Below are 18282 nucleotides of genomic sequence, written 5' to 3'. Positions count from 1 at the left end.
CCGACCGCACCGACGACGGAGGGCCCGCGGGGACGATCCCCGCAGGCCCTCCGGCGTTACGGCCTCAGCGGGCCGCGTCGACCGCCTGCGCCCGCAGGGCCCGCGCCACCGCGTCCCGGTTCTCGGCGACCGTGCGCCGCAGGGCGTTCGACACGTCGGGGTGGTCGCGCAGCCACTCCTCGGTCGCGTCCCGCAGCGCCGGGGTCGCCACGGCCAGGGGGTAGAACCCGGTCGCCAGCGACTCGGCGATGTGGTGGGTGCGCCCGGACCACACCGTCTCCACGACCTGGTGGTACCGGTCCACGTACGGCTCGAGCAGGGACGCGTCGTGCACCCAGCCCCAGCCCAGCGCGGTCGAGGCCAGCACCGAGTTGGACAGGCCGTCCTGCTCGACGGCGGCCACCCAGGCGGCCTCCTTGGCCTCGGCGGTCGGTACGGCCGCGCGGGCCCGGGCCGCCTTCTCCCGTCCGGTCGCGGTGTTGTCGCGCTCCTGCTCGGCGGCGATCCGGTCCTCGCCGGCGGCCCCGGCGGCCGCCAGGGAGGTGAGCAGCGTCCACCGCATGTCCTGGTCCAGGACCAGGCCGGTCAGCTCCTGCTCGCCCGACAGCAGGGCGTCGACCCGGGCGACGTCCTCCTCGGAGCGGGCCAGGGCAGCCCAGGCGGTCACGAGCTGCAGCTGGGCGTCGCTGCCGGGCTCGGCGGAGCCGGAGACCTCGCGCAGGCCGGCGGTGAGCTCGTCGAGCACGTCCTGGCGGTGGGGCTCGGCCGTGTAGGTCTTGGCGGCCGTGGTGACCTGCTGCACCAGCACCCGCAGCAGGGTCGAGCCGGTCTCCCCGGGCAGGGCCCGCAGGACCAGGCGCACGTAGTCGGTCGCCGGCATCTCGCCGTCGCGGGTCATGTCCCACGCGGCGCCCGGCACGAGGGCACGGGGGAGCGACTGCGCGAAGTCCCGGACGTGCTCCAGCGCCGTCCTCAGCGAGACCGCGTCGAGCCGGATCTTGGCGTAGGCCAGGTCGTCGTCGTTGACGAGCAGCAGCGCCGGGCGGGGTCGTCCGACGAGCTCCTCCACGGCCGTGCGCTCCCCGTCGACGTCCAGCTCGACCCGGGCGGTGCGCACGAGCTCACCCTCCACGAGCTCGTAGCAGCCGACCGCCAGGCGGTGGGGGCGCAGCGTCGGGTGCTCCTCGGGGGAGGTCTGCTCGATGACCACCGAGGTCATCGTCCCGTCCTCGTCGACCTCGACGTGGGGCGTCAGCGTGTTCACCCCGGCCGTCTCCAGCCACAGCCGGCTCCACTCCTTCAGGTCACGGCCGCTGGTGGCCTCCAGCTCGGCCAGCAGGTCGGCCAGCGTGGTGTTGCCCCACGCGTGCCGGGCGAAGTAGGCGCGCAGGCCGTCCCGGAAGGGCTCGCGCCCGACGTAGGCGACGAGCTGCTTGAGCACCGAGGCGCCCTTGGCGTAGGTGATGCCGTCGAAGTTCACCTCGACCGCGGCCAGGTCGACCATGTCGGCGGCCACCGGGTGGGTGGAGGAGAGCTGGTCCTGCTTGTACGCCCAGGCCTTCTCCGCGGTGCCGAAGGTGGTCCACGCGTCCGTCCACTCCGTCGCCTCGGCCTGGCAGGTGGTGGAGGCCCACTCGGCGAAGCTCTCGTTCAGCCACAGGTCGTCCCACCACCTCATCGTCACCAGGTCGCCGAACCACATGTGGGCCAGCTCGTGCAGGATCGTCAGCGCCCGGCGCTCGACGATGGCCTCGGTGACCCGGGACCGGAAGACGTACTGCTCGACGATGGTCACGCACCCGGCGTTCTCCATCGCGCCCATGTTGTACTCCGGCGTGAAGATCTGGTCGTACTTGCTGAACGGGTAGGGCTGGTCGAACTCCTCCTCGAAGAAGGCGAATCCCCTCTTGGTGACGTCCAGGATGTTGTCGGCGTCCAGGTGGGGCGTCAGGCTGCGCCGGCAGAACACCCCCAGGGGGACCTCCCCGGCGCGGGTGCTGACCGAGTCGCGCACGACGTCGTAGGGACCGGCGACGAGCGCGGTGATGTAGGAGGAGATGCGCGGGGTCGGGGGGAACTCCCAGCGGGCGACCTCGACGCCGTCGACGTTCGCGGCGTCCGGGGCGGGGCCGGGCTCGGGGGTCGGCTCGTTGGAGACGACCTGCCAGTGCGCCGGCGCGGTCACGGTGAAGCGGAAGGCGGCCTTGAGGTCGGGCTGCTCGAACACGGCATACATCCGGCGGCTGTCCGGCACCTCGAACTGGGTGTAGAGGTAGACCTCCCCGTCGACGGGGTCGACGAAGCGGTGCAGGCCCTCCCCGGTGTTCATGTAGCGGCCCGTCGCGTCGACGGTCAGCTCGTTCTCGGCCTGCAGGTCGGGCAGCGTCAGCCGGCCGTCGGCCCAGTGGGTCGCCGGGTCCAGCGTGCGGCCGTTGAGCACCGCCGTCTCCACCGACGCCGCGACCAGGTCGATCCAGGTCTGGGCGCCGGGCTCGGTGCAGGCGAAGCGCACCGTCGTCGTGGTCCGGAAGGTCTCCGGGCCGGCGGTGAGGTCGAGCGCCACGTCGTAGGACCCGGTCGACACGAGCAGGGACCGGGCGCTCGCCTCGTCGCGGGTCAGGTTGGTGCCGGGCATGCAGGGACCTCCTGGGGTCGTCCGTCGGGTTCCGCGGCGCTGCACCGGGCACGCGCAGGTATGCCGTGCCACCGGGGGCGGGTGCCCGCGGCGCCGCGGAGAACTGAGACGATGGTGCCATGACGACCGACGCCGTACCCAGCCGCACCAGCGCCGAGATGTTCTTCGACCCGGTCTGCCCGTGGGCGTGGATGACCTCCCGGTGGATCACGGAGGCGGCCGAGGTGCGCGACCTCGACGTCACCTGGTCGGTGATGAGCCTGTCGGTGCTCAACGAGGGCCGGGACCTGGATGCCGACTACGCCGCGATGCTCGAGCGGAGCTGGGTCCCGGTGCGGACGGTCGTCGCCGCGACCAAGGACCTGCCCGCCGACGAGGCCAACGCGCTGCGCAAGGCGATGTACGACGCCTACGGGCAGCGCATCCACCTCGACGGACGGGGCACCGACGACCTCGGGGCCGTGACGGAGGAGGTCCTCGCCGAGCTGGGCCTGGACGCCGCGCTGGCCGGGGTCGGGAGCACCGACGCCGTCGACGAGGACCTGCGGGCCAGCCACCAGCGGGCGATGGACCTCGTCGGCGACGAGGTCGGCACGCCCGTCGTCGGCGTGGAGGGGGTGGCCTTCTTCGGTCCGGTCGTCACGCCCGCACCCCGGGGCGAGGCCGCCGGCCGGCTCTGGGACGGCTGCGTCCTGGTGGCCGGCACCCCCGGCTTCTACGAGCTCAAGCGCACCCGGACCCAGGGTCCCGACTTCGGCTGACCCGCGGCACGCCCACCTCCACCCCCCACCCCTACCCCTCCCCACCCCGAGACCCGAGGAGCTCCCGTGCGAGTCCACATCGGCGGCGACCACGCCGCGTACGAGATGCAGCGCGACCTCGTCGCCTGGCTGACCGAGGAGGGCCACGAGGTCGTCGACCACGGACCGGCCGGTTACGACGAGCTCGACGACTACCCCGTCTTCGTGCTGCGCGCCGCCGAGGCGGTGGCCGCGGACCCGTCGTCCTTGGGCGTGGTGCTGGGAGGCTCCGGCAACGGTGAGCAGATGGCCGCGAACAAGGTGCGGGGGATCCGGGCCGCGCTGGCCTGGTCCCCGGAGCTGGCGGCGCTGTCGCGGAAGCACAACGACGCCCGGGTCGTCTCCGTCGGCGCCCGGATGCACTCGCTGGAGGAGGGCCGCGCGATCGTCGGGGCGTTCCTGGCGACCGCGTTCTCCGGCGAGGAGCGCCACCAGCGGCGGATCGACATGATGACCGCCTACGAGGCGGACGGGACGCTACCGCCGCTGCCCTGACCCCTGACCCCTGGCGCCCTGTCCTGTCCTGACCCGTGGTCGGCCCTGGGCCTGCCCCGCCCGACCTCTACGGGCCCCTCTTCGCCGACGACGAGGCCCCCGCACCGAAACCGGTGCGGGGGCCTTCGTGCCCGTCTGGCGGCGGGAGCGCCCTGGACGAGCGGGTCGTCGACGTCCTACTTCTTGTCCGCCTCCGACGCGGCCTCGCCGTCGGCCGCGTCGCCGCCGCCGACGGAGTCGATACCGTCACGCAGGCGCTCGCCGCCCTGGTCGATCTGCTCGCCGTACTTGCCCCCCGTGCGCTCGTCGGCGAACTCGGTGCCGCGGTCGACGCCCTGGTCGATCTTGTCGCCGTGCTGGTCGACGGCGTCGGCCACCTTGTCGTCGTGCTTGTTGTACGCGTCCTTGGCCTTGTCCATGAATCCCATGCTGTGTCCTTCCGGATCGGGACGGCCGCCGCAGCGGCCCGAGGGCCTCCACCAAAGCACACCCCGCGGGGTGGTGTCGACCCGAGAACGGGACGCCGCACTCAGCCGACCAGCTCCCAGACCACCTCGACCGCGGCCACGACCTCCAGGTCCTCCGCCTGGACCACCGGGCCGGCGGACAGGGCCGTGCGGGCCAGCTCGGCCGCCATCGGGGAGGGGCCGGAGCCCCCCGGCTCGCGCACCCGGCGGACCGCGCCGAGGGTGCGGCCGCTCAGCGCGGCGTACTGCTGGGCCCGGACCGCCGCGTCGGCGAAGGCCTGCTCCCGCGCCCGGCGCGCCAGCGCCGCGGTGTCGGCGAGCTCGTGCCGCAGCCCGTCCACGCCCAGCGCGTCGCCGACGACGTCCACGAGGCGCTGCACGAGGTCGCCGGCCAGCGAGGGGTCGTCGGTGCGCACCTGGAGCGACTGGTGGGCCGTGTGCCCCCGCTGGTGGCCCTGCTCGTGGCGCGGGTGCACGCCCAGGCCGTGCGTGCGCACCGGCAGCCCGGGCAGGGCGTCGTGGCAGGCGTGAGAGGCGCGGGTCAGGGACGTGAGCGCCTCGCCGACCGTGGCTCCGTGGGCCTGCAGCCGCAGGTCGAGCACGAGGGTGTCCGGCCGGCCGGAGGCACGCCCCGTGCCGGTCACCTCGACCCGGTCGTCGTCGGTGGCTGCCATGCGGACAATGTACGCGCGGGGCGTCGCTCTCCGCCCGTGTGCGGCACCCGGTCGTCGCGCTGTGGGGCGGGCGGTCGCCGCGCACGTCCGGCACCTCGAGGACTCGCTGCGGCCGGCGCACCGGGAACCAGCGGCGCCCCGCCCCGGCGGACCGGGACGGGGCGCGTGCGAGCGGGTGACGGGAATCGAACCCGCGTAGCCAGTTTGGAAGACTGGGGCTCTACCATTGAGCTACACCCGCGTGGCCCTGCCGGGCGGCGTCCGCGTGGACGGACGGGGTGGGCCGAGCAGATAGTCTAGCCCTCTGTCCACCGTGCCCCGTGCACCGGGACCGCGGGGTATGGCGCAGCTTGGTAGCGCGTCCGCTTTGGGAGCGGAAGGCCGCCGGTTCGAATCCGGCTACCCCGACCACCTAGCATGAGGTGAACCGTTCCGCGGTGCCCGCGCACCGCATACCCCCAACCCTCTGGAGCACCAGCAGTGAAGAGCGCTGTCGAGAACCTGTCCCCGACCCGGGTGAAGCTGACCGTCGAGGTCGCCGCCGCGGACCTCAAGCCCCGCCTTGACGCGGCGTACGCCACCATCGGGGCCCAGGTCCAGGTGCCGGGCTTCCGCAAGGGCAAGGTGCCCCAGCGGATCATCGACCAGCGCTTCGGGCGCGGCACGGTGGTCCAGGAGGCCGTCAACGAGGCGCTGCCGGAGTTCTACGGCCAGGCCCTGGCCGAGCACGACATCACCCCGCTGGGCCAGCCGGAGGTCAACCTCACCGAGCTGCCGCTGCAGGACGGGCAGGACCTGAAGTTCGAGGCCGAGGTCGACGTCGTCCCCGCCTTCGACCTGCCGGACTTCTCCGGCATCGAGGTCCAGGTGGACCCGGCGACGGTCGACGAGGAGGACGTGCAGACCCGGATGGACGCGCTGCGCGCCCGGTTCGGCACGCTCAAGCCGATCAAGCGCAAGGCCAAGACCGGTGACCACCTGACCATCGACCTGTCGGCGACGATCGAGGGCGAGGAGGTCGACTCGGTCACGGGCGTCTCCTACGAGATCGGCACCGGCACCATGCTCGAGGGCCTGGACAAGGCGCTGCGCGGCACCAAGACCGGTGACACCGTCGAGTTCACCTCGCCGCTCGCCGGTGGCGACCGTGCGGGTGAGGTGGCCGACGTGGCCGTGACCGTGACCGCGGCCAAGGAGCGCGAGCTCCCGGAGCTGGACGACGAGTTCGCCCAGCTGGCCAGCCCGCACGACACGATGGAGGAGCTGCAGGCCGACCTGCGCGCGCAGGCCGAGCAGGCCGCCCGCTTCGAGCAGGGCGTCGCGGCCCGCGACAAGGTCCTGGACCAGATGCTGTCCATGGTCGACATCGCCGTGCCGGACTCGCTGGTCGAGGCCGAGGTGCACCGTCACCTCGAGGGCGAGAACCGCCTGGACGACGACACCCACCGCGCCGAGGTCACCGAGTCCACGACCAAGGCCATGCGCACCCAGTTCCTGCTCGACAAGATGGTCGAGCGCGACGAGGTCGACGTGGACCAGGGCGAGCTCATCGAGTACATCATGATGACCGCCCAGCAGTACGGCATGAACCCCCAGCAGTTCGCCCAGCAGATCGACCAGCAGGGCCAGGTGCCCGCGATGGTGGCCGAGGTCGGCCGCCGCAAGGCGCTCGCCTCCGTGCTCGAGGCAGCGACGGTCACCGACACCGAGGGCAACGTCGTCGACCTGGACGCGATCGACCCCTCCGGGGACGACGAGGACGAGGACGAGGACGTCGACGACCTGGACGACCTCGAGGACCTGGAGGACGCCGAGGAGCAGGCGGAGGAGTCCGACGTGGAGCCCGAGGGCGACGCCGACGAGACGCCCGAGGGCGACGCCGACGAGGCTGCGAAGGCCTGACCTGCTGGACCCGCGACGAGGGCCCCCGACCGGACGGTCGGGGGCCCTCGTCGCACCCGGGCCTCGACCGGCGCGACCGGCGCGACCAGCGCGACTAGCGAGACCGGCTCGAACCGGGTGCGAGGGAGGCGTCCTCCGCCACGGTGACCGCCGGCCGCCGGCCGCGACGCTCGTGCCAGGAGAGGGCCACCACGCTGCCCAGCACCAGCACGATGCCGAACCACTGGGACGGCTCGGGACGGGTTCCGAAGACGACCACGCCGACGAGCGCAGCCGTCAGGGGAAAGGCCAGCTCGGCCAGGGTCGCCCGCGAGGCGGGGGTGCGGCCCAGCGCCTGGTAGTAGAGGACCATCGCCGCCAGGCCGGGGACCAGGGCCAGGAGCAGGAGGTCGGGGAGCGCCTCCCGCCCCACCGCCAGCGGCGTGCCGGTCGCCCCCGCGACGACGAGCAGGGTGAGCAGGCCGATCGAGAACCGCAGCGTGGTCAGGTCCAGGAAGCGCAGCTCACGGCTCGCCGCCCGGCCCAGGACGGTCCCGGCCGCCCACAGGCAGGCGGCCCCCGTCGCCAGCAGGGCCGCCCGGGCCGAGTCCGGGCGCACGGACAGCGGGTCGGGGAAGGACAGCAGCCATGCCCCTGCGAGGGCGGGCACGAGGAAGAACAGGTACCCCCGGCGCAGCCGCTCGCCGAGCAGCAGCGCGGCCAGACCGACCGCGACCAGCGGCTGCAGCTTCTGCAGCACCTGCGGGGTGATCGGGTCGCCGACCGCGAACGCCGCGGTGAACATCACGGTGGCCAGGGCCGAGCTGCCGACCCCCACCACCCCGACCGCGACCCGGGTGCGCAGGCTCGCCGCGAGCAGCCGGCGGACCGCGGGCACCAGCCACGGGAGGAGCACGAGCGTGAGCAGCAGGTGCTCCCACAGCACCACGGTCAGGGCGGGGTGCTCCCTCGCCAGGGGCCCTCGCCACAGGGCCGACAGACCCCACAGCGAGGCGGCCACGGCGACGAGCCAGGTGCGGTCGCCACGGGCCGGGGGTGCGCTCACGGAGCCACCCTGCCACGCCCGGCGGGGCCTTGTGCGCTCAGGGCGAACACGGCGGACCCGCGGGAGTGCCTGGGCGACGCCGGGCGTTAGGGTCACTGACAAGAGGACGGCCGCCCGACGGCATACCCCGACGAAGCGAGGGAACACATGACCCAGGAGACCAGCATGGCCGAGCGCCCGGCTCCCGGCCTGGACGACCAGATCTACAACCGCCTCCTCAAGGAGCGGATCATCTTCCTCGGCTCCGACGTGCGCGACGACAACGCCAACGCGATCTGCGCCCAGCTGCTGCTGCTCTCGGCCGAGGACCCCGAGACCGACATCTGGCTCTACATCAACTCCCCGGGCGGCTCGGTCACCGCCGGGATGGCGATCTACGACACGATGAAGTGGATCCCCAACGACGTGGCGACCGTGGCGATGGGCCTGGCCGCCTCGATGGGCCAGTTCCTCCTCTCGGCCGGCACGCGGGGCAAGCGCTACGCCACCCCGCACGCCCGCGTCATGATGCACCAGCCCTCCGGCGGGATCGGCGGCACCGCCTCCGACATCAAGATCCAGGCCGAGCAGATGCTGCACATCAAGAAGCAGATGGCCGAACTGATCGCCGAGCACACCGGGCAGGACGTCGACCAGATCGAGCGGGACTCCGACCGCGACCGCTGGTTCACCGCCGCCGAGGCCAAGGAGTACGGCTTCGTGGACCACGTCTACGAGCGGTCCGAGGACGCGCCGAGCGACAAGCCGCAGTCCTGACCGGTCGACGAGCACAAGGAAAGAGCTGACATGACCCAGCCCCACAGCCCCTACGCCGGCGGCGCCTGGACCGGTGCCGCGCAGCCCGGCGGCCGCGCGCCCCTGGCTCCCGGCAGCCGCTACATCCTGCCCCAGTTCGAGGAGCGCACCTCCTACGGCACCAAGCGGCAGGACCCCTACACCAAGCTCTTCGAGGACCGGATCATCTTCCTCGGGGTGCAGGTGGACGACGCCTCGGCCGACGACATCATCGCCCAGCTGATCGTGCTGGAGTCCCAGGACCCCGACCGGGACATCCTCATGTACATCAACAGCCCCGGCGGCTCGTTCACCGCGCTCACGGCGATCTACGACACGATGCAGTACATCAAGCCGGACGTGCAGACGTTCGTCGTCGGCCAGGCGGCCTCCGCCGCGGCCGTGCTGCTGGCCGCGGGTGCCAAGGGCAAGCGTTACGCCCTGCCCAACGCCCGCGTGCTGATCCACCAGCCGGCGCTGGCCGGCGGGGACTACGGACAGGCCTCCGACATCGAGATCCAGGCCAACGAGGTGCTGCGGATGCGCACCTGGCTGGAGGAGACCTGGGCCAAGCACTCCGGCAAGTCCGTGGAGCAGGTCCAGAAGGACATCGAGCGGGACAAGATCCTCACGGCCGCCGAGGCCAAGGAGTACGGCCTCGTCGACGAGGTCCTGCGCTCGCGCAAGGCGTCGCTGGAGGACTGAGACCACCCCCGGGTATGGAGCCCGTCACCCCTGCGGGGGTGACGGGCTCCGTCGTGCGCGGACCGTTGCGCTGACAGCGGACAGTCGGCAACACGCGTATGCCGTCAGCAGAATGAGGCTGTGCGACACGGGTCCGGCAAGGTAGCGTCGGGGACATGGCACGCATGGGCGAGAGCAGCGACCTGCTGAAGTGCTCTTTCTGCGGAAAGAGTCAGAAGCAGGTCAAGAAGCTGATCGCGGGCCCTGGTGTCTACATCTGCGACGAGTGCATCGACCTGTGCAACGAGATCATCGAGGAGGAGCTGGCCGAGTCCAGCGACCTGGGGCTGGGCCAGCTGCCCAAGCCGCGCGAGATCTTCGACTTCCTCGAGGAGTACGTCGTGGGGCAGGACCCCGCCAAGCGGGCCCTGGCCGTGGCGGTCTACAACCACTACAAGCGGATCCAGGCCGGCGAGGGGGCCCGCGGCGACGACTCGGTGGAGATCGCCAAGTCCAACATCCTGCTGATCGGCCCGACGGGCTGCGGCAAGACCTACCTGGCCCAGACCCTGGCCAAGATGCTCAACGTGCCGTTCGCCATCGCCGACGCGACCGCGCTCACCGAGGCGGGCTACGTCGGTGAGGACGTCGAGAACATCCTGCTCAAGCTCATCCAGGCCGCGGACTTCGACGTCAAGAAGGCCGAGACCGGGATCATCTACATCGACGAGATCGACAAGATCGCCCGCAAGAGCGAGAACCCCTCGATCACCCGCGACGTCTCCGGCGAGGGCGTGCAGCAGGCGCTGCTGAAGATCCTCGAGGGCACGGTGGCCTCGGTGCCCCCGCAGGGCGGGCGCAAGCACCCCCACCAGGAGTTCATCCAGATCGACACCGGCAACGTGCTCTTCATCGTGGGCGGGGCCTTCGCCGGGATGGAGAAGCTCATCGAGGCCCGCACCGGCAAGCAGGGGCTGGGTTTCGGCGCCGAGCTGAAGTCCGCCAAGGACGTGGGGGAGCACTTCGGGGACGTGCTGCCGGAGGACCTGATGAAGTTCGGGCTGATCCCCGAGTTCATCGGCCGTCTCCCCGTCATCACCACGGTCTCCCCGCTGGACCGCGACGCCCTGGTCAACATCCTCACCGAGCCGCGGAACGCGCTGGTCAAGCAGTACCAGAAGATGTTCGAGATCGACGGCGTCGAGCTGGAGTTCAGCGACGAGGCGCTCGACGCGATCGCCGACCAGGCGCTGCTGCGCGGCACCGGTGCACGTGGCCTGCGGGCCATCCTCGAGGAGGTGCTGCTGCCGGTGATGTTCGACGTGCCCTCCGACGAGGAGATCGCCAAGGTCGTCATCACCCGCGAGGTCGTCCTGGAGAACGTCAACCCCACGATCGTGCGGCGCGAGGTGACGCGCAAGCGTCAGCAGCGCAAGGAGAGCGCCTGAGGTCAGCCCCGCGCCGTCCGGCGCAGGTAGACCGTCAGCCCGCCCGCGACGGCGGCCAGCCCGACGATCCCCGGCAGGACCCCCAGCCCCTCGGCCTGCGGGCCGTGCACGACGAGTCCCGCCAGCCCCCACACGAGCACGGTGACGGCGCCCACGACGGCCGTGCGCACGGCATACACCCGCAGGACCGTCGACGGTAGCGGCGCCTGGCTGGGCACGGAGGCGGCGAGCGCGGAGGCGGCGTGCACGAGCAGCAGCCCCCAGGCCGCCGGCAGCAGGGCCCAGTGCCACGGACCGGCCACCCCCGCCCACCAGGACGCGACGCCGAAGACGATGAGCACCACCGGCATCAGGGTCGTCGGCTGGTAGACCACCAGCGCCCCCAGGACCAGGATGCCCGCCCAGGCCACCGGGCCGCCTCCGCCTGCCAGCGCCAGGGAGAGAGCGAAGAGGGCCGCGCCGAGCAGGGCCACCAGGCGCACCCGCAGGTGGGAGGGGTGCGCCGACCGCAGGTCGGCCCAGTGGGCGAGCAGCTCGGCCATCTCAGACCCCCACCCGTCGACCGCGGTGGGCCAGCTCGCGCAGCACGACGTCCAGGCTGCCGGGGCCCAGCCAGGGCACGACGGCCACGCCCTGGGCGCGGATCGCCCGGATCTCCCGGTCGCGTTCCAGCATGCGGATGCGCCAGGCGGTCCGGGCGAGCGGGTCCCGCTCGCCGCTGGGGACGACCGTTCCCTGCCGGGGATCCACGAGCGCGTCGACGACGACGACCGCCAGCCCGCGCGCGGCGAGGGTGGCGGCCTGGGTCAGCGCGTCGGGGGAGACGAGCGCGGAGATCATCACCACCAGCGTTCCCTCGGAGACGCCCAGGTGGACCCGACGGGGGTCGGTCTCCTCGGCTGCGGCGGGCACGACCCTGCTGAGGGTGTCCAGGATCCGCACCCCGTGCCGTCGCCCGGTGCCGGTCGGGACGGTGAGCGGGGTGCGCGCCGAGAGCACCCGCAGGCTGACCCGGTCGCCCTGCTGCAGGAAGTGCTCGGCCACCGCGGCGGCCGCGCGCACCGAGCGGTCGAGCGAGCTGGCGGTCCCGTCCGTGCCGCCGGAGGCGCCGAGGTCGTGGTGGGCGTCGACGAGCACGGCGACGTGGGTGTCCTGGTCGGCGTAGCTGGCGGTGACGTGCAGCACCCCTGTGCGGGTGGACCGTGGCCAGTGGATCCGTCGCAGCCGGTCGCCCACCTGGAAGGGACGCAGCGAGGCGAACTCGCTGCCCTCCCCGGGGCGGGTGGAGCGGTGCGCGCCCACGAGCCCGCGCGGGTGCGGGGCCGGGGCCGAGCTGTCGAAGGCGGCCGGCTGGGGCAGGACGGGCAGGGCCAGGGGGTCCAGCGACACGGGGCCCCAGCGGTAGGACCCCCAGGCGCCGACCGCGCCGACCTGGACGGGTCCGATCCGGCGGCGGCCCCAGCGGGTGGGGCGCAGGCCCAGCACGAGGCGGCGGCGTCCGGACACGGTGGGTCCGGCCGCGTCCACCACGCTGCTCACTCCCCGCCCCGCGGCGCCGGGGGGCCGCGCGCCCGGGCGACCGTGCCCGCCACCGCGGTGGGAGGCGCCCGGTCCCACGCCCAGGACGTAGGGGGTGGGAGCCAGCGCAGCGCAGAGCACCTCGGCCCCCTCGACCGGTTCCACCTCCGCCACGGCGAGCACCTGCTCCCCCTCCCGCACCTGGCCGTGGGAGAGCGTCAGGGCCCGGGCAGGGGAACGGTGGGGCCGTGCGACCAGGCTCCAGGCCAGCACGACCGCGCAGGGGGTGACCAGCACGACCAGGTCGGGGCGGCGCCACAGCAGGGCGACCGGTGCGGTGAGCACGACGACCGCCAGGCAGCGCAGCAGCGCGTGCGTGGGCGCCCAGCGGTCGCGGCGGGCGGGGGAGGCCACGGTGGTCAGCCCGGGTCGGCGGTCGAGGCGCCGGTGCGCGACCCGGGGACGGGCACCTGAGCCAGGGCGGCCTCCACGACGGCGGCTCCGCCCGTGTCGGACATCCACAGCTCGGGCTTGATGGAGATGCGGTGGTCCAGCACCGCGTGGGCGACGGCCTTGACGTCCTCGGGGGCGACGTAGTCGCGCCCGTGCACCACCGCATACGCCCGCGCGGTGAGCATCAGCGCCAGCGACCCGCGGGGGGAGGCGCCGACGAGCACCGCCCGGTGCCGCCGGGTCGCGGCGGCCAGTTCCACGCAGTAGCGCGACACGTCGTCCTCCACCGGCACGGTCTCGATCGCGGCCTGCATCGCGGCCAGCCCGTCGGCGTCGGTCACCGCCGCCAGGTGCTGGTCCTCCTGCCGACGGGCGACCCGACGACGCAGCACGTCCCACTCCTCCTGAGGGCTGGGGTAGCCGAAGGAGACGCGCATGAGGAAGCGGTCCAGCTGGGCCTCCGGGAGGGGGTAGGTGCCCTCGTACTCGACCGGGTTGGCGGTGGCCAGCACGTGGAAGGGCTGCGGCAGGGCGAAGGTCTGCCCCTCGACGGTGACCTGGTGCTCCTGCATCGCCTCGAGCAGGGCCGACTGCGTCTTCGGCGGGGTGCGGTTGATCTCGTCCGCCAGGAGCAGGCCGGTGAACAGCGGCCCGGGTCGGAAGGCGAACTCCGCGGCCCGCTGGTCGTAGACGAAGGAGCCGGTCAGGTCCGACGGCAGCAGGTCGGGGGTGAACTGGGCGCGGGTGAAGTCCAGCCCGAGCGTCTGGGCGAACGAGCGGGCCGCGAGGGTCTTGCCCAGCCCCGGGTAGTCCTCGAGGAGGACGTGGCCGCGGGCGAGCACGGCGGTGAGCACCAGCGTGAGCGCCTCCCGCTTGCCGACGACGGCCTGGCCGACGCGGTCGAGCACCTCCTGGGCCCGGCGCGACACGGTGGGGACGTCCAGGGGAGGGGAGGCGGTGGACCGTGGAGGCAGGTCCGGTGCGGCGGCGGTCGGCTGGTGGTCGGTCACAGCTTCTCGATCCCTTCGATGGCGGTCTGGACGGCACCCCGGCTGCTGCGGCGGGTCCCGGTCGGAGGGTGGGTGAGGTAGTGCCACAGCTCGGGGCCCGTCAGCGCCCGGGCCTCGTCCGGCTGCGCGGCGAGGTCGACGCCGTGCAGCGCCCGGAGGCGCTCGGCGGCCAGGTCGTGCAGCACCGCGTGGACGGTGTCGGGGCGGTCGTCCCGCTCCAGCGCGTCGCGCAGGTCGCGCCGCAGCCGCACGAGCCGGTAGTCCATCGCCGCCGGGGCGATGGCCTCCTCGCGCGGGGTGGAGGCCCACCACGCGGGCTCCACGCCGTCCCCCGTGCGCCGGAGCGCGGCCAGCAGGAGCCCGAGCACGGTGCCGGCGAGCAGCACGACAGCGAGCACCTCCGGAAGGCTGTGCGGCAGCGCGCCGACGAGGTAGAGCAGGCTTCCCACGACGAGGGTGGCGGCGAGGGCCCCGAGGAGCGTGCGGCGCAGCCGGGTCCGGTCCCTCACCGGTCGGTCCCCGTCGTGCCGGAGGCCCCGCGCGGGCCGTCCCCCCGGGCCTTGGCACCGTCGGCCTCGGCGTCGTCGGCGTCGGACGTGACACCGTCGGCCTCGCCCTCGTCCTCGCCAGCTGCGGCGGTCTCGCCCGCGGCGGGGGCCTCACGCGCGGCGGCCTCGCCCGCGGCGGCGTCCCGCGCCGCCTCGGCCGCCTCCTGCTCGGCGCGCACCCGGCGGTGGAGGTCCTCGTGGATGCGGCGGAGCGCCTCGACGGCGGACCGCCGCTGCTCCTCGGTGACCGGGTGGCGGGAGAAGCGGGCCTCCCGGTAGGCCTCGGACAGGTCCGTGATCGCCGAGGGGTCGACCTGCCACCGGCCGAGCACCCGCGCGGTCAGCTCGGCGGCGGTCTCGGAGGGGTCGGTGGCGAGGCCGGACCGGTCGACCGCGTCCTCCAGGGCGACCCAGCACGCCACGACGGCGTTGCGCGGGTCGCCCTCCGTGAGGGCGCGGTAGCGGACCTCCTCCCCGCTGGCGTCCAGCAGGGCCAGCAGTTCCTCGTCCGGCTCCTCGACGGGGTCGCGCTCGCGCCGGCCGCGGCGCAGCAGGGCGCGCAGGATCAGGAGCACGCCCGTCAGGATGACGGCGGCGTAGAGCAGCAGGGCCAGGTCGATCACGCGCTCGGCGCCCTCCGGAGGAGGAGTCTGGCTCCCCTCCTCCTCACCTGTCTGCTCGACGGGCACCGGCTCGGGCAGCTCGGGCAGCCTGATCGGGGGCGGTCCCCAGGTGCCCTGCGGCTCGGCGACGAGCGGTGAACCCTGGCCCGAGCCCCACAGCAGGAGCCCGAGGCCGACCACGGTCAGCAGCACCGCCACCACGGTCGCCGTGCTGCCCCTGCGCATCCGGTCACCCTAATCGGTGCCGCCGAAGGGCCGGCCCGCCGGCCGCAGGCCGGAGCCGGTGTGCCACACACCGTGCCCGTGCCACGGGTGGGTGGGTCGTGCCTTCCGAACGTGCCTGCCTCAGCAGCGCGCGCCGTGCCTCAGGTGGGTCGTGCCTTCGCGCGTGCCGCCTCGGACGGGCCGTGCCTCAGACGGTGCTGTCCTCGGTCACCAGGGCCACGTCGTGCACCGCCAGCTCGTCGGCCTCGGCCAGCTCCAGCTCGCCGGTGACCTTGCCGGCCGCCCGCAGGTCGCCCGTGGCGGCCCGGACCCGCTCGAGGTCGGCGGCCGGGGCGGTGAGCCTGGCGGCCGAGATCTCGGTCCGCATCTTGACCTTGGCCTCCGACTTGGCCCGGCGCAGACCGCTGAGAGCCTGCCCGACGACCCCCAGGAGACCGACGTCGCCGCCCGCGGCCCCGCCGAGCTCCTCGACCGTCGGCCAGGGCTGGACGTGCACCGAGGACCCCGCCTCGTGCCACCAGGACCAGACCTCCTCGGTCGCGAAGCACAGCACCGGCGCGAGCAGTCGCAGCTGCACCGACAGCGCCAGGCGCAGGGCCGCGCGGGCGGACAGCGTCGCGGGGGAGGGCCCACCCTCGTCCGCCGATCCGTAGGCCCGCTCCTTGACGAGCTCGAGGTAGTCGTCGCAGAAGGTCCAGAAGAAGCTCTCGGTGACGTCCAGCGCGGTCGAGTAGTCCCAGTCCTCGTAGGAGGCGGTGGCCCGCCGGACCACCTCGGCGAGGCCGGTGAGCATCGAGCGGTCCAGCGGCTCGGTGACCAGCGCGACGGCGTCGGCCGGCGTCCCGTCGGCGCCCTCGGGCAGCTCGCCGAAGGACAGGGCGAAGCGGCTGGCGTTGAGCAGCTTGATCGCCAGCCGCCGGCCGACCTTGACCTGGCCGGGGTCGTCGATGGTGTCCACGCCGGGCCGGGCTGCGGCGGCCCAGTAGCGCACCGCGTCCGTGCCGTGCTGCTCGAGCATGCCGAGCGGCGTCGTCGCGTTTCCCTTGGACTTGGACATCTTCTTGCGGTCCGGGTCCAGGATCCAGCCGTTGATCGAGGCGTCCGTCCAGGGCAGCGTGCCGTGCTCGTGGTGCGCCCGCACCACCGAGGCGAACAGCCAGGTGCGGATGATGTCGTGCCCCTGCGGCCGCATGTCGAAGGGGAAGATCTTGGTGAACAGCTCGGGGTCCGAACCGGGTCCCCGACCTCCGTTGGTCGGCCAGCCCGCCGCGATCTGGGGGGTCAGCGAGCTGGTCGCCCAGGTGTCCATGATGTCGGGGTCGCCGGTGAAGCCGCCCGGCTGGTCGCGCTGGTCGGCCGTCCAGCCCTCCGGCACGTCCGACATCGGGTCGACCGGCAGCCGGTCCTCGGACGGGACGATGACGGTCTCGTGGTCGACCTCCCCGTCCGCGTCCACGGCATACCAGACCGGGATCTGCACGCCGAAGAAGCGCTGCCGGCTGATCAGCCAGTCGCCGTTGAGGCCGCCCACCCAGTTGCGGTAGCGGTTGCGCATGAAGTCGGGGTGGAAGCGCAGCTCCTCGCCGCGCTGGAGGAGCTGGGCCCGCAGGTCGTCGCCGTTGTCGCGGCCCCCGTTGCGGATGAACCACTGCCGCGAGGTGACGATCTCCAGGGGCTTGTCGCCCTTCTCGAAGAAGTTGGCCTTGCGCTGGGTCTTCTGCGGCTCCCCGTCCAGGTCACCGCTCTCCCGGAGCGCGGCGACCACGGCCTCGCGCGCGGCGAACGTGGTCCGCCCGGCCAGGCCCTCGGCGTAGAGGGTCTCCCCGGGGCCGCCCGCGACCCACGCGGGGACCTCGGACTGCAGCCGGCCGGAGCGGGTGATGACCGAGCGCGTCGGCAGCGACAGCTCGCGCCACCACTGCACGTCGGTCATGTCGCCGAAGGTGCAGCACATGGCGATGCCGGCGCCCTTGTCCTTCTCGGCGGCCTCGTGCGCCAGCACCGGCACCTCGACCCCAAAGAGCGGCGAGGTCACCGAGGTGCCGAAGAGGTGCTGGTAGCGCTCGTCCTCCGGGTGGGCGATCAGCGCCACCACGGAGGGGATGAGCTCGGGGCGGGTGGTCTCGATGTGGACGGGTGCGCCCCCGTCCTGCGGGCCGCCGGCGGGGTGGAAGGCCACCCGGTGGTAGGCGCCGGGGTAGTCGCGGGCCTCGAGCTCGGCCTGGGCCACGGCCGTCTGGAAGGTCACGTCCCACAGGCCCGGCGCTTCGGCGGTGTAGGCCTCCCCGCGCGCCAGGTTGCGCAGGAAGGCCTGCTGGGCCACCGCACGGGAGCGGTCGTCGATGGTGCGGTACTGCACGGTCCAGTCGAGGGACAGGCCCAGCCGGCGGAAGGTGTCCTCGAACGCCTTCTCGTCGATGACCGTGAGCTCCTCGCAGAGCTCGATGAAGTTGGCCCGTCCGACCGGCACCTGGTCGGCGGCCTTCGTGCTGCGCCCGTCCCCGCCCTGCTGCGGCGGGGTGAAGTCCGGGTCGTGGGGCAGCGTCGCGTCCCCGCGGACGCCGTAGTAGTTCTGCACGCGGCGCTCGGTCGGCAGGCCGTTGTCGTCCCAGCCGATCGGGTAGAAGACGTGCTTGCCCGTCATCCGGTGGTAGCGCGCCAGGCAGTCGGCCTGGGTGTAGCCGAAGACGTGCCCGATGTGCAGGCTGCCAGAGGCGGTCGGGGGAGGGGTGTCGATCGCGAAGATCTGGCTGCGGTCCGCGGCCAGCGCGGCGTCGCGGTCGAACACGTTGGCCCCACGCTCACGCCATACCCGGACCCACGTCTCCTCCAGCCCGTCGACGGACGGACGCTCCGGCAGCTCGGCCGGGCGCGGAGGATCGGTGCGCTCAGGTGTCGTCATGGCGGCCATTGTCCCAGACGTGCGGTGGTGCTCCGGGGTCGAGAGGCCAAGGGTGGGACAACGACGGGGGGGTCTAGCG

Annotated in this window: 16 protein-coding genes and 2 tRNA genes; 7 read left to right on the top strand and 11 right to left on the bottom strand. The window is 73.3% G+C overall.

Features of this window, described 5'->3' with window-relative positions; all coding sequences use genetic code 11:
* Nucleotides 1-64: 64 nt before the first annotated feature.
* Nucleotides 65-2635 carry an aminopeptidase N gene (pepN, locus tag ACWHYA_RS00815; RefSeq protein ID WP_425939758.1) on the bottom strand — a complete coding sequence of 857 codons (2571 nt, stop codon included), beginning with the start codon at nt 2633-2635 and terminating at the stop codon, nt 65-67.
* Nucleotides 2636-2754: 119 nt separating this feature from the next.
* Here pepN and ACWHYA_RS00810 point away from each other — a divergent pair, with 119 nt between their 5' ends.
* Together ACWHYA_RS00810 and ACWHYA_RS00805 are read left to right on the top strand one after the other, a co-directional pair.
* Entirely contained in the window at nt 2755-3396 is a 642-nt protein-coding gene (locus ACWHYA_RS00810) for a mycothiol-dependent nitroreductase Rv2466c family protein (protein ID WP_425939760.1), read from the top strand.
* A gap of 66 nt (nt 3397-3462) precedes the next feature.
* Nucleotides 3463-3930 carry a ribose-5-phosphate isomerase gene (locus tag ACWHYA_RS00805; RefSeq protein WP_425939762.1) on the top strand — a complete coding sequence of 156 codons (468 nt, stop codon included), beginning with the start codon at nt 3463-3465 and terminating at the stop codon, nt 3928-3930.
* A 176-nt stretch (nt 3931-4106) separates the two neighbouring features.
* Here the strand turns inward: ACWHYA_RS00805 and ACWHYA_RS00800 are convergent, their stop codons facing one another.
* The 3 genes from ACWHYA_RS00800 to ACWHYA_RS00790 all read right to left on the bottom strand — a co-directional run bounded on the left by ACWHYA_RS00800 (nt 4107) and on the right by ACWHYA_RS00790 (nt 5312).
* Nucleotides 4107-4358 (bottom strand): antitoxin, encoded by a 252-nt coding sequence (locus ACWHYA_RS00800; RefSeq protein WP_425939764.1) that lies wholly within the window; start codon nt 4356-4358, stop codon nt 4107-4109.
* Between the two features lie 101 nt (nt 4359-4459).
* Nucleotides 4460-5071, bottom strand: a complete 612-nt coding sequence (locus tag ACWHYA_RS00795) for an SIMPL domain-containing protein (RefSeq protein ID WP_425939766.1) — start codon at nt 5069-5071, stop codon at nt 4460-4462.
* A 170-nt stretch (nt 5072-5241) separates the two neighbouring features.
* Nucleotides 5242-5312, bottom strand: a tRNA-Gly gene (locus ACWHYA_RS00790).
* 93 nt (nt 5313-5405) lie between these two features.
* Between ACWHYA_RS00790 and ACWHYA_RS00785 the strand changes: the two genes are divergently transcribed.
* Nucleotides 5406-5482: transfer RNA gene (locus ACWHYA_RS00785), tRNA-Pro, on the top strand.
* 69 nt (nt 5483-5551) lie between these two features.
* Nucleotides 5552-6973, top strand: coding sequence for a trigger factor (gene tig, locus ACWHYA_RS00780; RefSeq protein ID WP_425939768.1), 1422 nt, complete (start codon nt 5552-5554; stop codon nt 6971-6973).
* 94 nt (nt 6974-7067) lie between these two features.
* Here the strand turns inward: tig and ACWHYA_RS00775 are convergent, their stop codons facing one another.
* A complete protein-coding gene (locus ACWHYA_RS00775; RefSeq protein ID WP_425939770.1) occupies nt 7068-8018 on the bottom strand; it encodes a DMT family transporter in 951 nt (316 codons plus the stop codon).
* Nucleotides 8019-8165: 147 nt separating this feature from the next.
* Here ACWHYA_RS00775 and ACWHYA_RS00770 point away from each other — a divergent pair, with 147 nt between their 5' ends.
* From ACWHYA_RS00770 to clpX, 3 genes are all read left to right on the top strand, one after another.
* Complete coding sequence (locus ACWHYA_RS00770; protein WP_425939772.1) at nt 8166-8774, top strand: ATP-dependent Clp protease proteolytic subunit; 609 nt, start codon at nt 8166-8168, stop codon at nt 8772-8774.
* 30 nt (nt 8775-8804) lie between these two features.
* Nucleotides 8805-9497 (top strand): ATP-dependent Clp protease proteolytic subunit, encoded by a 693-nt coding sequence (locus ACWHYA_RS00765; RefSeq protein WP_425939774.1) that lies wholly within the window; start codon nt 8805-8807, stop codon nt 9495-9497.
* A gap of 155 nt (nt 9498-9652) precedes the next feature.
* The gene (gene clpX, locus ACWHYA_RS00760) at nt 9653-10924 is read left to right on the top strand and encodes an ATP-dependent Clp protease ATP-binding subunit ClpX (RefSeq protein WP_425939776.1); all 1272 of its coding nucleotides are present in this window, start codon (nt 9653-9655) and stop codon (nt 10922-10924) included.
* 2 nt (nt 10925-10926) lie between these two features.
* Here clpX and ACWHYA_RS00755 read toward each other — a convergent pair whose 3' ends face one another.
* The 6 genes from ACWHYA_RS00755 to valS form a co-directional block, all read right to left on the bottom strand.
* Nucleotides 10927-11466 carry a hypothetical protein gene (locus ACWHYA_RS00755; protein ID WP_425939778.1) on the bottom strand — a complete coding sequence of 180 codons (540 nt, stop codon included), beginning with the start codon at nt 11464-11466 and terminating at the stop codon, nt 10927-10929.
* Between the two features lies 1 nt (nt 11467).
* The gene (locus ACWHYA_RS00750) at nt 11468-12856 is read right to left on the bottom strand and encodes a DUF58 domain-containing protein (RefSeq protein ID WP_425939780.1); all 1389 of its coding nucleotides are present in this window, start codon (nt 12854-12856) and stop codon (nt 11468-11470) included.
* 5 nt (nt 12857-12861) lie between these two features.
* Nucleotides 12862-13839: an AAA family ATPase gene (locus ACWHYA_RS00745; RefSeq protein ID WP_425940042.1), complete on the bottom strand. Its 978-nt coding sequence runs from the start codon at nt 13837-13839 to the stop codon at nt 12862-12864.
* Between the two features lie 62 nt (nt 13840-13901).
* Entirely contained in the window at nt 13902-14414 is a 513-nt protein-coding gene (locus tag ACWHYA_RS00740; RefSeq protein WP_425939782.1) for a hypothetical protein, read from the bottom strand.
* The gene (locus ACWHYA_RS00735) at nt 14411-15301 is read right to left on the bottom strand and encodes a DUF4129 domain-containing protein (RefSeq protein ID WP_425939784.1); all 891 of its coding nucleotides are present in this window, start codon (nt 15299-15301) and stop codon (nt 14411-14413) included. The genes ACWHYA_RS00740 and ACWHYA_RS00735 overlap by 4 nt, the downstream gene beginning before the upstream one ends.
* Before the next feature lie 187 nt (nt 15302-15488).
* A complete protein-coding gene (valS, locus tag ACWHYA_RS00730; protein ID WP_425939785.1) occupies nt 15489-18212 on the bottom strand; it encodes a valine--tRNA ligase in 2724 nt (907 codons plus the stop codon).
* Nucleotides 18213-18282: the final 70 nt, after the last annotated feature.

It is taken from the genome of Ornithinimicrobium carbonis (genome assembly GCF_977012275.1).
The sequence above is the reverse complement of the archived record's forward strand: the minus strand, read 5'-3'. Positions and strand labels throughout refer to the sequence as shown.